Origin of the sequence: Colwellia sp. BRX8-5 (assembly GCF_014077325.1) — a bacterium.
Lineage (GTDB): Bacteria > Pseudomonadota > Gammaproteobacteria > Enterobacterales > Alteromonadaceae > Colwellia_A.
Genome location: NZ_JACGVR010000026.1, coordinates 1 through 15,424, shown reverse-complemented (window position 1 = coordinate 15,424; position 15,424 = coordinate 1). Strand labels below are relative to the sequence as shown.

Below are 15,424 nucleotides of genomic sequence, written 5' to 3'. Positions count from 1 at the left end.
TGAAAGAATGAAGTGCTCATGATAAAGGGGATTAAAAAATGCCCACATTAGGTAACACAAGCGTAACCAGCAATTAGCTAGTTAGATTGACGATTAAGAGAAATATATTAAATGCTATATCTGGCGATTATTTTTTTAAGTGCTTTTTTATTATTCCAAGTACAACCCCTTATTGCTAAATTGATTTTGCCATACTTTGGCGGTGGTTCAGCTGTCTGGACTGCATGTTTATTGTTTTTTCAAGCTTTTCTATTATTAGGATATTTTTACGCTCACTGTTTAACACAAGTTAAATCTGTCAAAAAACAATTAATTATTCACTCGGTCTTTCTACTTGTCAGTGTGTTATTTCTTCCTATTGGCATTCAAGATTGGGGTGATATATCACAGACAAGTTCGCCACTTCAAAATATCCTACTGTTATTAACAGTATCGATAGGGTTACCTTATTTTATTTTGTCGTCAACGGGCCCGTTAATACAGCGATGGTTAACTTATATCGAAATAGGAAAACTCCCTTATCAATTGTATTCATTATCCAATGTAGGTTCTTTGCTGGCGTTAATCAGTTTTCCTTTTCTATTTGAACCGCTGCTAACCACAACTCAACAATCAAATTATTGGACGTTCGGGTATGGTTGTTATGCGTTACTACTGGTAACGTTATTATTAAAAATGTCAAAATTAAGCTTTACTTCTGTTGAGCAAAGTACTCAGCAAGCGTTGGATAAAAGCGTCGTAACAACCACATTATTGGATAAAATTTTATGGATAGCGTTAGCCATGGTTGGTGTTATTTTATTAGTGGCGTCCACCAATGCGATGACACAAAATATTCCCCCTGTGCCTTTTTTATGGATAGTGCCGCTGTGTTTATACCTACTGACTTTTATTATTAGTTTTCATAGCTCTAAGTGGTATGTCAGAGAATATTGGTTTGCGCTATTTGTACTCACGGCTTGTTTAGCTTTGTTGATGTACTTTATTGGCTCGCAACTCGACATTATTTCACAAGTGGTTATTTACGCTTGTATATTATTTAGTGCGTGTATGATTTGTCATGGGGAATTAGCACGTTTAAAACCGCAAGTTCAGCAGTTAACTTTGTTTTACTTATTTATGTCATTGGGTGGCTTTTTAGGTAGTGCCTTTGTTGCTTTTATTGCGCAAAATATCTTTGATCAATTTTTAGAGTTTCCTTTAGCCATTATTAGTGTCTTTGTTCTTTTAGCTTTGAGTATTTATTCACAAAGAAATACGGCAATAAAAACACAAACTTGGTTGGTAGCATCTAATCTTATTTTAGCGGTCAGTTTTACCGTGGGATTGTTTTATCTTAATACGCTTTTTGTTAAAACTAATGTGGCAAGTGAACGCAATTTTTACGGAATTTTAAGTGTTAAAGATGTAGAAGTTAATAATAAAGTGCAACGTCGTTTGATTGATGGAACAACATCACACGGTACGCAATCATTAGAGAAAGGCAATGAAAAAACGCCATTAAGTTACTATAGAAAAAATACCGGTGTTGCTCTTGCACTTGAGCAACTGACCAAACAAAGACTACAAGAGGGGAGTGCTCAAAATATAAATGCCGGATTTGTGGGCTTGGGCGCAGGTACCTTAGCTGCTTATGGTAATAAAACTGATCACTATATATTTTATGAATTAAACCCTGCGGTTATTTTTGCCGCTAATAACTATTTTAGTTACTTAAAAGATTCTGCTGCCAACATTGAAGTGGTTTTAGGTGATGGTCGGGTTAGTTTAATGCAACAATTTGAAGATTCAGGGAGCAAACAGTTTGATGCCTTAGTCATTGACGCCTTCTCGGGTGATTCCATCCCACAGCATTTATTAACAAAAGAAGCATTGCTGCTTTATTTTAAGCACCTAAAAAAAGATGGCGTATTAGCGATACACATTTCTAATTCACACCTTAATTTAACACCTTTAGTACGTGGTTTAGCCGATGTATTAGATAAAGAAATTGTTTATGTGGAAACGCTAGCGGATAAAGAAAATGAACATAATGTTCAGTGGGTGCTAGTAACAAATAATGAGTTTTTTCTTAATGATGCGCGCATTAAAATATACGCGAGTGCTTGGCCAATGCCAAATATTGGCGAAAAGAGTCGTATAATATGGACCGATGATCACAGTGATTTATTATCAGTACTCAAGTAAACATTAAATATCTTGTCGAGTGAAATGTCATCGACAAGATAATTAAGCCGTTACTTTACCAGCTCCCTTGATTCTCCATACTCAACCAAGGCTCTTGAGGGGCTAATGCGTCATCTTTTTGCAATAACTCAATAGATATGCCGTCTGGAGATTTTACGAAAGCCATATGGCCGTCACGAGGCGGACGATTAATAACAACGCCTGATGCCATTAGCGCCGCACAAGTTTTATATATGTCAGCAACCTCAAAGGCTAAATGACCAAAGTTTCTGCCAACGGTATATTCTTCTTCAGAATCCCAGTTATGGGTCAGTTCAATTTCAGGGCCGCCAACTTCTGTCGCAAGAAAAATCAACGAAAACTTCCCTTTGGGTACATCGACACGTTTTGTTTCAATGAGCCCTAGCTGATTAATATAAAAATTGAGTGACTTATCTAAATCATGTACGCGAACCATTGTGTGTAAAAATTTCATTTTGTACCTGTTTTGTATTGTTAGCTAATAAAAAGTAATGATTTACAAACAGCAAAAACTTCATCTGTTGTTTAGATAATAATTCATTTACCATTACATTAATTGCCACTATAAACAGAAAGTATTTTATTTACTATGCTAATTAAAATCGAATATCAGTAAATACACCCACTGAAAAATAAAATGACATTATCAATAGTTTATTTTATATTCTTATGTAGTCTGTTAACAATATTACAACAAATTAATGACATGATAAAAATAATACCACTCACATATAGCTTGATTGTTTGTAGTCTCCTATGGCCTATTATTAGCCAAGCTACAGAAGTATCAATGGCTTTTAGTAAAGAAATTCCTCCTTATATTTTTGAAGATGATAATAGTGGAATCGAAATAGATATTATTAAAGCCGCCTTAGCTCATAAAGGACATACGTTAAAGCCAATGTACTTTCCATTAGGACGAATTCCTTATGCTTTCACCAATAATTTAGTTAATGCAGTCATGGGAGATATGGGGGTAAACTTAAAATCACAAGGCGGTTTTTATGCCAAGGCAGCTGTAATCTATGACAATGTATTTATTACTTTAAAGAATAAAAATATTTTACTGGAAAGGCCTAAAGATTTAGATTCGTTGAATGTGGTTTCTTTTCAAGGAGCAGATAAACGCTACCCTAAATGGCTAAAAAAAGTAAAAGAAGACAGTAGGTTTTATGGCGTTAGCGACCAACTAACACAAGTGAAGTTACTGTATTTTGGGCGCTATGATGTGGTAGTAAGCGATCGTTATATCTTTAGATATTTTGTAAAGAAACTTAATTTAATGCATGGTCTAGATAGCCAAGAAATTACCGAGCACAAACTTACTATAGATAAACCCATGGACTATCGTCCCGTATTTAGAGATAAAAAAATTCGAGATGATTTTAATTTAGGGTTAACTAAAATCAAGGAAAGTGGTGAGTTTTTGCGGATATACAACAAGTATATAAATTTATAACTAACGACTATACACTGATAATATCTGAGAACGAATTAACTGGTTTTCTCTTTAAAACTACATAAATCTTCTATTATACAAGAACCACAACGGGGGGTTCTTGCTATACAAGTATAACGACCATGCAGAATGAACCAGTGATGCAAGTTATAAAAAAACTCTGTTTTTCTTGGTGTGTTTTTAATAATATTTTTTTCGGTTTCTTCAACTGTTTTCCCTTTCGCATAACCGGTACGATTTGCCAGTCTTTGAATATGGGTGTCTACTGCAATAAAGTACTTACCTTCATTATCTTTTAGTTGGCCAAAAGCGGTGTTTAAAACAACATTTGCTGTTTTTCTGCCAACCCCAGGTAAGGCTTCTAGTGCCGCCCTTTCTTTGGGAACTTCGCCATTATGTAAATCAACTAACATTTGGCATGTTTTTAGCGTGTTTGCCGCTTTAGTATTAAATAAACCAATTGTTTTTATATAAAACTTCAAGCCATCAAGGCCTAAATCAAGTATAGCTTGAGGGGTATTAGCAACAGGATAAAGCTTTGCTGTGGCTTTGTTAACACCAACATCAGTCGATTGTGCTGAAAGCAGCACAGCAATAAGCAACTCAAAAGGTGAAGAAAAATTAAGTTCAGTGGTTGGGTGTGGATTATTGTCTCGTAACCGAGTTAATATTTCTAAACGTTGTACTTTATTCATGGCGTTATTCTTTTATTATTATTTTTCATCAAAATTGACACGAACTCGTTCAATTTCCTTACTTTCTGTTTTAGGCTTAGCGGCTGCTACTCGATCATCAATGGCGTTTTTTAACGCTATAAATAAGCCCATGACGATAAAAGCACCTGGGGGTAGTATGGCGAGTAAAAATTGACTATCGAGGGTGTAAACTTCAATACGTAATATACTTGCCCATTCGCCAAGTAATAAATTAGCGCCATCAAACAGCGTTCCTTGGCCAAGTATTTCTCTTACTGCACCTAACAACATCAATATTAATAAAAAGCCTAAGCCCATCATTAAACCGTCAAAACTTGCTTGTTTAATTGGGTTTTTAGAGGCATATGCCTCCGCTCTACCAATAATGGCACAGTTAGTAACAATTAAGGGTAAGAATATGCCAAGTGATTGATATAAGCCAAAAGTATAGGCATTCATTAATAATTGCACACAGGTAACAAAAGAAGCAATAATTAAAACAAAAATAGGGATCCTAATTTCTTTAGGTACCCATTTTCGTATTGCCGATACGGTAGTATTTGAACAAATTAGAACAAATAAGGTCGCTAAGCCCAAACCAATAGCATTGGTTAGGGTCGATGTTACGGCTAATAATGGACACAATCCTAAAAGCTGTACTATACCCGGATTGTTCTTCCATAAACCTTGCCAAGCTAATTCTTTATATTCATCGTTAATTTTCATGACGATTAAGCTCCCTTAGCAACATCTTGATTTGAACAATTACTCGCTGCTTCAAATAATTCATCTTGGTGAGCGTTAAAATAATTAACGGATTTACGTACTGCTTTGACCACAGCACGTGGGGTTATTGTCGCGCCGGTGAACTGGTCAAACATGCCGCCATCTTTTCTTACTAACCAACGATTATCATTTTTATCAATGAGCTTTTTACCGGTAAAACTATTGATCCAATCACTTTTTTTCTCTTCAATTTTATCGCCTAGTCCAGGCGTTTCTTGGTGTTTTAATGTTCTAACACCGCTTATGCTACCATCGATATTGATGGCAACAATAAGCTCTATATTGCCACTGTATCCATCTGGTGCAACGGTGGTAATTGCTGCAGCAACAGGGCTATTATCATTTCTTGCACGGTAAACTTTTGGTGGGTTAACTGTGCCTAATGCCTCGTTAGGTAAAATGAAGCAGTCTTTATAGATAACATTGTTGTAGCTATTTTTGGCAATTATACTGTTTAAATTACGTAATAAGTCTTGTTGTTGCTGCAAGATAATTTGATCTTTGGTGAGTGAATGAACCACGCCAACAATTGCCGTGCAAGCAATAGCAAATAAAGCGAGGATCCTGGCATTTTTACTGACTGCACTGGTAAGAGAAAGGACCATTATTCTTTGCCTGCTTTACTTGATGAAATATTATGCCCATAAGTACGGGGGCGTGTGTATTGATCTATTAGTGGAGCAGCCATGTTACAAATTAGCACTGCAAACGCGACGCCATCAGGGTAACCGCCGTATTTTCTAATAATAAAGACTAAAAAGCCTGCTAATGCGCCAAAAACGATTCGGCCTTTAATACTGGTAGCGCCGGAAACTGGGTCCGTTAAAATAAAGAATGCGCCAAACATACATGCACCATTAAACCAATGGAAGAGTGTTGAAGCGTTAGTATCTTGGCTATATAAAAAAGCAATTAATGAACAAACAAATATGCTTGCTAAAAAGCTAACGGGTGTTGCCCAATGAATTGTTTTTTTGCCTATTAAGAATAGACCACCGAGTAAAAAACCTGCACTAACCCATTCCCAACCCACTCCAAAATTTTCACCAATGACGGGACTTGTCATACTTTCTGCAATGTTTAAGCCCAGTGTTAGGTTTGTTTTTACCGTATCTAGGGGGGTTGCCATGGTATAACCGTCGACATGTGTTCTTAGTTGCTCAACAGAATAGCCATCAATGGTAAAGCTACTAAAGATTACAGAGAGTGTATCAACAAAATTTAACGGTAAGGTCATTAGTTCAAGTGGTGGTAACCACGATGTCATTTGTACCGGAAATGAAATCAATAGCATGACATAAGCGGCCATTGCAGGGTTGAAAGGGTTATGACCTAGACCTCCGTATAGTTGCTTTACGACAATGACGGCAAAAGATACACCGATAACAGTGATCCACCACGGCGCTATGGCGGGTAAACTAATCCCCAGTAATACCGCCGTTAAAATAGCGCTGCCATCAAATAGTTGCGCCTTGATATTTTTCTCCCGTAAAGATAAAACGGTAAATTCTGCTATTAATGCGGTGATCACAGCGAGTGATATATGGATTAAATTACCCCAGCCAAAAAAATACCACTGGGCAAATACACCGGGAATAGTGGCGTAAATGACCATACGCATTATTGATGATGTTTCACTTTGAACATGATTATGTGGTGAGCTTGCTATCCAGAAGGCCATAATTTTACGTCAACTCTGATTTTACGGGTTTGTTGGTTATTTCTTCGCTAGTATTAGCCGTTGATTTTGATTGTTGCTGGGCAAGTTTACGGGCTTTCGCCTTTGCAATTGCTGCAGCAATTTTAGCTTTTTTATCATCAGTTGGAACGAGCATATCAGCCTGGTTTGCTTGTGCGTCTGTATCGATGACAATGTTATTATCAAGGGTTAAGTCGCTATCATCTGCGCTATTGTTATTTTTTTCAGCTAGCTTACGGGCTTTAGCTTTTGCAACCGCCTTGGCAATTTTAGCTTTTTTATCATCAGCTGGAACGAGCATATCAGTCTGGTTTGCTTGTGCGTCTGCTTCGACGACAATGTTATTATCAAGGATTAAGTCGCTATTATCTGCGCTATTCGTATTTTTTTCAGCAAGCTTGCGGGCTTTCGCCTTTGCAACCGCCTTGGCAATTTTAGCTTTTTTATCATCAGCTGGAACGAGCATATCAGCCTGGTTTGCTTGTGCGTCTGCTTCGTTAACAATGTTATTATCAAGGGTTAAGTCGCTATCATCTGCGCTATTCTTATTTTTTTCAGCTAGCTTACGGGCTTTCGCCTTTGCAACAGCATTGGCAATTTTAGCTTTTTTATCATCAATTGCCGGTGGAACATCTCCCAGCGCACTTTGTGGTTCTGATTTATAAGTTGCCGTATTTTGTTGCGCTGCTAGCTTTTTCGCTTTCGCTCTTGCAATAGCTGCGCTCACTTGACTTTTTTGTTCATTTTCTACCGATGGTGCTTCTGTCTGTGCAGTGAAATTTTCACTACCTTGGGTTTGTTGAGCTTTTTTCGCTTTAACTCGAGCTAAGGCGGCAGCAACCGCTGATTTTTCTGTTTTTGCTTCGCTGGTACCTGAGTTCATCCGCGCTTTACGTGCTTCTGCTGCTGCTTTGTGTTTTTCTTCTCGTGCTATTTTATCTCTGGCTAAACGCTCTTTTCGTGCTTCAAATCTTACCTTTGCATGTTCAGCTTTTAGATCAAGTTGTTTTTGTTGACGAATTTCAGATTTTGCTACTCGGTAATAATGCACCAAGGGGATCTGGCTCGGACAAACATAGGCACAAGCACCACATTCAATACAATCAAATAAGTTTAATTTATCAAGTTGTTGGTGATCTTTTGCTTTAGCGCTCCACTGTAACTCTTGTGGTAACAATTGGCTGGGGCAGACATCACTACACTGGCCACATCTGATACACTCAACCTCTTTTGTGCCGGTTGAATAAGGTGATGATATTTCCTGCTCACTCGGTGCAAGTATACAATTGGTTGTTTTTACAACGGGAACTTGATCTGTGGGTAAGCTATAGCCCATCATTGGACCACCCATAATGATATGCTTTTTATCTTTATTGGGGTAACCACATTGTTCGAGCAAGAAGCCTACGGGGGTGCCGAGTAATGACCAGACATTCTGTGGCTTCTGTAAAGCTTGGCCACTGACAGTGACCACTCTCTTAATTAATGGAATATCGTTTATTACCGCATCAGCTATCGCAAAGCAAGTGGCAATGTTTTGCATAACAATACCCATAGAACTTGGGAAAACGCCTGAAGGAACCTCTTGACCTGTTAATATTTGAATTAACTGTTTTTCACCGCCAGTAGGATATTTAGTTGGCACTACACACACTTGAATTTTTTCATTATTAGCGGTTGCTTGCTGAAGTACTTTTATCGCTTCAGGTTTATTATTTTCAATACCAATGAGGATATGTTCTGGTGAAAGAAGACGGTCAAGTATATTAATGCCATCAAGAATTGATGGGCTGTGCTCGCGAATTAATAAATCGTCAGCACTAATATAAGGTTCACATTCAGCGGCATTAATAATAAGGAATTGTATTTTGTCTCTAGTACTTATTTTAACTTGTGTAGGAAAACCAGCACCTCCCATGCCTGATATACCGGCTGAGGAAATTTTATCAATTATTTCATTATGGCTTAATTTACTTACATCAGTACATATATGACGTTCTTGCCATGTATCTTCTCCGTCTGGCTTAATAAATAAGCATAATTCGCTTAGGCCTGAGGGATGAGCAATAACGGCATTTTTAATGGCAGTAATAGTGCCACTCGTAGGAGCGTGAATAGGAACAGCCATAGGATGCATACTCTGGGTGAGTGCTTGCCCCTTAAGTACTTTATCACCTACTTTTACCCGTAAATCTGCAGCAATACCTATGTGTTGCTGTAATGGCAGTATTAGCTGTTCAGGTATGCTAACCGCTCTGATAGGCTTATCAGTGGTTAAGAACTTCTGTTCTGGTGGATGTATACCGCCATGAAAAGTCCAAAAATTAGCGCGCTTTATACGTTCAATAACTGATCCCACGAATCCTCACCTAATCAAGCTGTACCACAGGTATATTATTAAGATCCCATTGCCAGTTTTGTGGTGTTTTAGCGATAGGTATCATTATTATGCAATCAACCGGACAAGGGTCTATACATAAGTCACAGCCAGTACATTCGTCGGCTATTATAGTGTGCATCTGTTTGGTCGTACCTAAGATTGCATCAACAGGACAAGCTTGAATACATTTAGTACAACCAATACAGTCTTCTTCAATAATAAAAGCAACTTTAGGAGAATTGTCTGTATCATGGTTTTCGTCAAGAGGTGGTGGTTCAACCCCCATTAAGTCTGCTATTTTTTTGATGGTATCTTCGCCGCCAGGTGCGCATTTGTTAATAGCCTCACCGTTAGCGACTGCTTCAGCATAAGGTTTACAACCGGGGTAACCGCATTGGCCACATTGCGTTTGTGGTAAAATAGCATCAACCTGCTCGGCAAGAGGGTCGCCCTCAACGTGAAATTTTACAGAGGCAAAGCCAAGAATGGCGCCAAAGACTAATGCCATACAGCCAAGTACTAGTATTGCTAATAGGGTGGTCATTACAACTTCACCAATCCAGTGAAACCCATAAAGGCAAGTGACATTAAGCCAGCGGTTATCATAGCGATAGCGGAACCTTTAAAAGGTTTTGGGATATCAGCATTAGCAAGTTTTTCGCGCATCGCTGAAAACATAATAAGTACAAGAGAAAAACCGACAGCCGCACCAAAGCCATAAACAATCGACTCAAGAAAATTATGTTGCTCATAAATATTTAATAAAGCAACACCTAATACCGCGCAATTAGTGGTAATCAAAGGCAAGAAAATACCCAGTAAACGGTATAAGTTGGCACTGGTTTTATGTACGACCATTTCGGTAAATTGTACAACAACAGCAATGACTAAAATAAACATCATAGTTGTTAGATATTCGAGTCCCAGAGGAGTAAGAATATAGGTATTTACGATGTAGCTGAGTAACGAAGCAATAGTCATTACAAAGGTGGTGGCAAATGACATACCGATTGCAGTTTCAGTACGTGAAGACACCCCCATAAATGGGCATAAACCTAGGAACTTTACGAGAACAAAGTTATTGACTAATACTGTGCTAACTAACAGCAGTAGATAATCTGTCATTTGAAAATTAATTTTATGAGATAATTCACGCTATTATCCGACTTTATTAGTCAGATGACAACCGCTCAATGCCTTAATTTTTATTGCATATGCACTATCTTCTTGCCATGCTTGGCCTTTATTAAGATGGAACGTTTAGCTTTAAGTTATACTCAATTAAATCGCTTCAGGCTTTCCTAAATAAAAACCTTGGCAACCATCGATAAATAATTTTTCTAAAGTAAACTTTTCTTCTTGGCTTTCAACACTTTCAGCTAGAACAGTGATACTGAGACGATGAGCAAGATCGACCATTAATCTGATGAAGTACTGGTTGTTTTTATCATCATCAATATCACGTGTATAAGTACTATCCATTTTAATAAAGTCAGGTTTAAGGTCGCGGAAAAATTTAAAAGAGGTTAAACCCACACCAAAACGCTCAACAGTAATACGAGAACCGACTCTGTGGATCATATCAATAAAACGCTTACTGGTTTTAATGTTTTGTTGGAGGCCGTATTCCGTTATCTCAAAGATCAATTTCGCAGCAATAGTTGCTTCTTTCAATAAACGACGTTCAAGCCAAATTAAAAAATGTTCGTCATGAATACTACGTGAACTGATGTTGATGCCAAAAAATTGGTCATGTAAATTTTTTGTTTTAATTTCACTGATCACTTTTTCGATAATCATTTTGTCAACAGCCATCATTTTATCAAGCTTTTCCGCCATAGCTATAAAAGAAGCGGTGGGTAACATTTCATCAGTTGAATTTAAAAAGCGGGCAAGAATTTCACCATAGACTTTATTGTTACGGCTATTAGGTTTTATCGGTTGGACAAGTAATTTAACCCGTTGGTTTTCTAATACGCTGTCTATTTCTTGACGCCAATTTTGGTTGCCATAATTCGCACTAGAGCTATGTAAAATGTCACTGTCGCTTTGCGAATACCAAGAATTTAGTTGTTGAGTTTGTGCAATACTGATGCCGGTATCAGCGAGTGCCAGTAATTCGCCAAGTGGTTTGTCTTTCTCGAAATAGACTAACCCAGTGTAGCCAACTGAATCTAAATCTGATGATTGTTGGTAAGCGTTAAACTTACTGGATATTTCATTCGCAGCGTTTTCAGCTTCTTTTAATGTTACGTTAGGAAGCAAAGTGGCAAAGTCAGAACTATTAAGTCGATAAACATTTGCACCTCGGTAGGTTGCAGTAACGCTTTTGATAATGTCGGCAACTTTGCAAATATAATTATCACCTTCACTGTAACCGTGTATTTGATTTATCGTTTGCAGTTCAGAACAGCGTGTTATCGCTAAGACACCAAATTCAACCTGGTTTTCATCATTAGCAAAAAACTGAATAAAGCGATTACGGTTTTCTAATTTTGTAAGAGGTTCTATATAAGCTTGCTTTTCAAGTGCACTGGCATCATTAACATGCGCGGAAAGTAATGCCTCGACTTTTTTTAGTCCATGAGTTAATTCAGGCATGTCGATAATTTCATCACCAGCCTCAAGTTTATTCATCGATATAACTTGAGCAATACCCTGTTTTATTTTGTTGTTAACCACAAAAACAAGCTTTTTAGTGTGTTTAACACTTAACGTACAAGCAATAACAATAATGATAAGGCTGGCTAAAATAGATACCAGCATTATTTTAAAGATCAATGTCGCGGCATCATTACTGTTTATTTGATAACTAACGGTCGTATTAGATGGGTGAGTAAATACGACTATGGGTGGGGAAATATAAGAGACAAGCAGGTTGGTGTTTTCTACTTTATAATTAACTATTTCTTTGTTTTGTTGTTGTAGGGAAAATAATTGAAAATCAGCTAGATTAACTAAGTGTTTAACTTGTTCTAATTGGTTGGTCTTATCTGATGTGTCGATAATAGCTGAAATAGAGTTTTGCATCATTAATTGCTTACTCGAGAGTGAGGTAGCAAAGAAATAACTCACCATAACAACAATAAGAATATTAAAAAACATCCCTAAAATGACGTTGCGCATTAATAATTGAGAATAGCTATACATAATATGTTGATTTACTGAAAAGTTAGGCCCACTTCAATTTATAGCATGCTTGATAAAAAATTACTAACTTACTGTTATTTAGAGCGATATATAATGTAGGCGTTAATGAGCTCTATAACTTAAGGTTTTATTGCTTATCCTATCAATTAGGCTTGCGATTCGGCGGTAGTCGCTATATAATTGACCTAGCTTAAATATAATAATATTTCACTGAAATTAATTTTTTGGCTATTGCTTAAAGCAAAGTTAGAAGATAATTTTATATTGTTGTATCGATTTGACGGCTTATTTTATAAGTCACTAGGTTAAATCAACATCGTGGGTTCAGTGTAATAAGCCCCGCGTATTGGGGCTTTTTCGTATCTGGGACATTTGTTCAGCACGATAAGCTTTAAGAATTGCTGGGCTATAAGCCCTTTTTTTGTATCTGGATGTTGATACATGAAGACAAAGTAAGATTTTATTTGGAGAAAATGATTGGCTAAGTTTGAACATAAATTAACAGACATGTTACGTCCTGCTGTTGAAGAAGTTGGTAAGGAATTATTAGGCATTGAGTATATTAGTGCTGGTAATAACTCAGTATTACGTTTGTTTATCGACCATGAGAATGGCATTGATGTTGATGATTGTGCTGAAGTTAGCCGTCAAGTAGGCGCTATTCTTGACGTTGAAGACCCTATCGGCAGTGAGTTTAATTTAGAAGTTTCGTCACCCGGTTTAGACCGACCGTTATTTGATAAACCACACTATGAAGCAGTGATTGGTGAAATTATTGAAGTAAAATTATCTATACCATTAAACGGTCGCCGCAAATTTAAAGGTCGCTTAGCTGCCGTTGAAAACGATACTTTAGTAGTAACGGTCGACAGTGAAGACTATGAATTAGTGCTTGGTAATATTGTTAAGGGCAATTTGGTTTTTAATCATAATAAAAAAAGCTAAGCAAATAATAACAATAAAATAAAAATACGTAGTTGTTCAACGTCATTACATAAATAGTTGAACTGTTCAGAAACGATTAAAAAGGCTAAGTAGCATGAGTAAGGAAATATTACTGGTTGTAGATGCCGTATCTAACGAAAAAGCATTACCCCGTGAAAGCATTTTTGAAGCAATGGAAACCGCTTTAGAAACAGCAACAAAGAAAAAATATGAAGGTGACATTATTGTTCGTGTTGCTATTGACCGTACTAATGGTGAATTTGATACTTTCCGACGTTGGTTGGTTGTTGCCGATGACGCCGTAGCAGAAAACCCATTTGCAGAAATGAGTTTGTCAGCTGCACAGTACGACAATGAAGAGTTGCAGTTAGGCGATTACATTGAAGATCAAATTGAATCAGTTAAATTTGACCGTGTAACTACGCAAACAGCAAAACAAGTTATTGTTCAAAAAATTCGTGAAGCAGAACGTGCTCTTATTGTTGAAGCTTACCAAGAACAAATTGGCGAACTAGTGACAGGTGTTGTTAAAAAAGCCAGTCGCGATAGCATCATTATTGATTTAGGTAATAATGCAGAGGCGGTTATCTACCGTGACGATATGTTACCTCGTGAAACATTCCGTCCAGGGGATCGTGTTCGTGGTTTGTTATACGAAATTAAAACAGAAACGCGCGGCGCACAATTATTAGTGACTCGTTCTAAGCCTGAAATGTTAATTGAACTTTTCCGCGTAGAAGTGCCAGAAATTGGCGAAGAGATGCTAGAAATTAAGGGCGCTGCTCGCGATCCAGGTTCACGTGCAAAGATTTCTGTAAAATCTAATGACAAGCGTATTGACCCAGTAGGTGCTTGTGTTGGTATGCGTGGTTCACGTGTGCAAGCCGTTTCAACTGAGCTTGGTGGTGAACGTGTTGATATCGTTTTATATGACGATAACCCAGCACAATATGTTATCAACGCAATGGCTCCAGCTGAAGTTGCATCAATTATTGTTGATGAAGACAAAGGCACCATGGATATTGCTGTTGAAGAAGGCAATTTAGCGATGGCCATTGGTCGTAGTGGTCAAAATATCCGTTTAGCTAGCCAATTAACTGGCTGGGAATTAAACGTGATGACTGTTGCTGACATGAACGAGAAGCATCAAGCCGAAAACGATAAAGTTATTTCATTGTTTACAGATAACTTAGATATCGATGATGATTTTGCTAACTTATTAGCAGAAGAAGGTTTTGCTACGTTAGAAGAAATCGCTTACGTACCAGCAGCTGAAATGTTAGAAATTGACGGTATGGATGAAGATATTGTTGAAGCGCTTCGTGAACGTGCCAAAGCGGCATTAACGACTCGTGCATTAGCAAGTGAAGAATCTCTTGAAAATGCAGAACCAGCAGCTGATTTATTAGCGCTAGACGGTTTAGAACGTCACTTAGCATTTGTATTAGCAAGTCGTGGTGTAATTACCCTTGAAGACTTAGCTGAACAAGGCGTTGACGAAATTGCCGATATTGAAGAATTAGATGAAACCAAAGCGGGCGAGTTAATTATGGCTGCGCGTAATATTTGTTGGTTTAACGAAGAATAATTCCCGGGAGAATATAGTAGATGTCAAACACAACTGTAGCAGAACTTGCTCAAGAAATTGGTACACCGGTGGACCGCTTAGTTAGCCAATTGGCTGACTCTGGCGTGAATAAATCCGCGACCGATTCCGTATCACAAGATGAAAAAGAAGCATTGTTAGACCACTTGAAAAAGCAACATGGTGACGACTCAACAGCCGGACCATTAAAAATGACGCTTAACCGTAAATCTAAATCAACGTTAACGATGGGACATGGCAGTAAAGCTAAGTCAGTTAATGTTGAAGTGCGTAAAAAACGCACTTATGTTAAGCGCAGCGAAGTTGAAGAACAACAGCAAGCAGAAGCTGAAGCTAAAGTAGCAGCAGAAGCTGAAATCGCCGCTCAAGCAGCTGCTGAAGCAAAAGCAATTGCTGATGCTAAAGAAGCAGAAAATGGTAAAGCAGTTGCTGCAGCAAAAGCTGAAGCAGAAGCTGAGCGTAAAGCAGCGGCAAAAGCCGAAGCCGAAGCTAAAGC

Annotated in this window: 14 protein-coding genes; 5 read left to right on the top strand and 9 right to left on the bottom strand. The window is 37.7% G+C overall.

The genetic code is table 11. From position 1 onward, the window contains the following. Window positions 1-111 precede the first annotated feature (111 nt). On the top strand, window positions 112-2,187 hold the full coding sequence (locus tag H4J62_RS14970) for a spermidine synthase (protein ID WP_182215459.1): 2,076 nt from the start codon (window positions 112-114) through the stop codon (window positions 2,185-2,187). A gap of 55 nt (window positions 2,188-2,242) precedes the next feature. Here the strand turns inward: H4J62_RS14970 and H4J62_RS14965 are convergent, their stop codons facing one another. After that, window positions 2,243-2,662: a VOC family protein gene (locus H4J62_RS14965; RefSeq protein WP_182215458.1), complete on the bottom strand. Its 420-nt coding sequence runs from the start codon at window positions 2,660-2,662 to the stop codon at window positions 2,243-2,245. A gap of 336 nt (window positions 2,663-2,998) precedes the next feature. On the opposite strand from H4J62_RS14965, the gene H4J62_RS14960 reads away from it, so the two are divergent. Beyond that, a complete protein-coding gene (locus H4J62_RS14960; RefSeq protein WP_182215456.1) occupies window positions 2,999-3,667 on the top strand; it encodes an ABC transporter substrate-binding protein in 669 nt (222 codons plus the stop codon). A 35-nt stretch (window positions 3,668-3,702) separates the two neighbouring features. Here H4J62_RS14960 and nth read toward each other — a convergent pair whose 3' ends face one another. From nth to H4J62_RS14920, 8 genes are all read right to left on the bottom strand, one after another. After that, the gene (gene nth / locus H4J62_RS14955) at window positions 3,703-4,362 is read right to left on the bottom strand and encodes an endonuclease III (RefSeq protein WP_182215454.1); all 660 of its coding nucleotides are present in this window, start codon (window positions 4,360-4,362) and stop codon (window positions 3,703-3,705) included. A gap of 18 nt (window positions 4,363-4,380) precedes the next feature. After that, window positions 4,381-5,088 carry an electron transport complex subunit E gene (locus H4J62_RS14950; RefSeq protein ID WP_182215452.1) on the bottom strand — a complete coding sequence of 236 codons (708 nt, stop codon included), beginning with the start codon at window positions 5,086-5,088 and terminating at the stop codon, window positions 4,381-4,383. Between the two features lie 5 nt (window positions 5,089-5,093). Further along, complete coding sequence (rsxG, locus tag H4J62_RS14945) at window positions 5,094-5,753, bottom strand: electron transport complex subunit RsxG (RefSeq protein WP_182171345.1); 660 nt, start codon at window positions 5,751-5,753, stop codon at window positions 5,094-5,096. Further along, the gene (gene rsxD, locus H4J62_RS14940) at window positions 5,753-6,829 is read right to left on the bottom strand and encodes an electron transport complex subunit RsxD (protein WP_182215450.1); all 1,077 of its coding nucleotides are present in this window, start codon (window positions 6,827-6,829) and stop codon (window positions 5,753-5,755) included. Before rsxD ends, rsxG begins: the two co-directional genes overlap by 1 nt. Window positions 6,830-6,833: 4 nt before the next feature. Next, the gene (gene rsxC, locus H4J62_RS14935; RefSeq protein ID WP_182215449.1) at window positions 6,834-9,206 is read right to left on the bottom strand and encodes an electron transport complex subunit RsxC; all 2,373 of its coding nucleotides are present in this window, start codon (window positions 9,204-9,206) and stop codon (window positions 6,834-6,836) included. A 10-nt stretch (window positions 9,207-9,216) separates the two neighbouring features. Next, window positions 9,217-9,771 carry an electron transport complex subunit RsxB gene (gene rsxB / locus H4J62_RS14930; protein ID WP_070376178.1) on the bottom strand — a complete coding sequence of 185 codons (555 nt, stop codon included), beginning with the start codon at window positions 9,769-9,771 and terminating at the stop codon, window positions 9,217-9,219. Continuing rightward, the gene (rsxA, locus tag H4J62_RS14925) at window positions 9,771-10,352 is read right to left on the bottom strand and encodes an electron transport complex subunit RsxA (RefSeq protein WP_070376179.1); all 582 of its coding nucleotides are present in this window, start codon (window positions 10,350-10,352) and stop codon (window positions 9,771-9,773) included. Before rsxA ends, rsxB begins: the two co-directional genes overlap by 1 nt. Before the next feature lie 156 nt (window positions 10,353-10,508). Continuing rightward, window positions 10,509-12,377: an EAL domain-containing protein gene (locus H4J62_RS14920; protein ID WP_182215447.1), complete on the bottom strand. Its 1,869-nt coding sequence runs from the start codon at window positions 12,375-12,377 to the stop codon at window positions 10,509-10,511. Window positions 12,378-12,854: 477 nt separating this feature from the next. On the opposite strand from H4J62_RS14920, the gene rimP reads away from it, so the two are divergent. The 3 genes from rimP to H4J62_RS14905 all read left to right on the top strand — a co-directional run. Then, entirely contained in the window at window positions 12,855-13,322 is a 468-nt protein-coding gene (gene rimP, locus H4J62_RS14915; RefSeq protein WP_070376181.1) for a ribosome maturation factor RimP, read from the top strand. 94 nt (window positions 13,323-13,416) lie between these two features. Next, window positions 13,417-14,910: a transcription termination factor NusA gene (gene nusA, locus H4J62_RS14910; protein ID WP_070376182.1), complete on the top strand. Its 1,494-nt coding sequence runs from the start codon at window positions 13,417-13,419 to the stop codon at window positions 14,908-14,910. A 20-nt stretch (window positions 14,911-14,930) separates the two neighbouring features. Then, window positions 14,931-15,424: translation initiation factor IF-2 associated domain-containing protein (locus H4J62_RS14905; RefSeq protein ID WP_182231344.1), on the top strand; the 494-nt coding region annotated here is incomplete at its 3' end.

Bases quoted from the DNA above. Each gene is read 5' to 3' on its own strand.
- H4J62_RS14960 (WP_182215456.1), top strand. From the start codon at position 2,999: ATGGCTTTTAGTAAAGAAATTCCTCCTTATATTTTTGAAGATGATAAT.
- H4J62_RS14950 (WP_182215452.1), bottom strand. From the start codon at position 5,088: ATGAAAATTAACGATGAATATAAAGAATTAGCTTGGCAAGGTTTATGG.
- rsxA (WP_070376179.1), bottom strand. From the start codon at position 10,352: ATGACAGATTATCTACTGCTGTTAGTTAGCACAGTATTAGTCAATAAC.
- H4J62_RS14970 (WP_182215459.1), top strand. From the start codon at position 112: ATGCTATATCTGGCGATTATTTTTTTAAGTGCTTTTTTATTATTCCAA.
- nth (WP_182215454.1), bottom strand. From the start codon at position 4,362: ATGAATAAAGTACAACGTTTAGAAATATTAACTCGGTTACGAGACAAT.
- rsxG (WP_182171345.1), bottom strand. From the start codon at position 5,753: ATGGTCCTTTCTCTTACCAGTGCAGTCAGTAAAAATGCCAGGATCCTC.
- H4J62_RS14920 (WP_182215447.1), bottom strand. From the start codon at position 12,377: ATGTATAGCTATTCTCAATTATTAATGCGCAACGTCATTTTAGGGATG.
- rsxD (WP_182215450.1), bottom strand. From the start codon at position 6,829: ATGGCCTTCTGGATAGCAAGCTCACCACATAATCATGTTCAAAGTGAA.
- rsxB (WP_070376178.1), bottom strand. From the start codon at position 9,771: ATGACCACCCTATTAGCAATACTAGTACTTGGCTGTATGGCATTAGTC.
- H4J62_RS14965 (WP_182215458.1), bottom strand. From the start codon at position 2,662: ATGAAATTTTTACACACAATGGTTCGCGTACATGATTTAGATAAGTCA.
- nusA (WP_070376182.1), top strand. From the start codon at position 13,417: ATGAGTAAGGAAATATTACTGGTTGTAGATGCCGTATCTAACGAAAAA.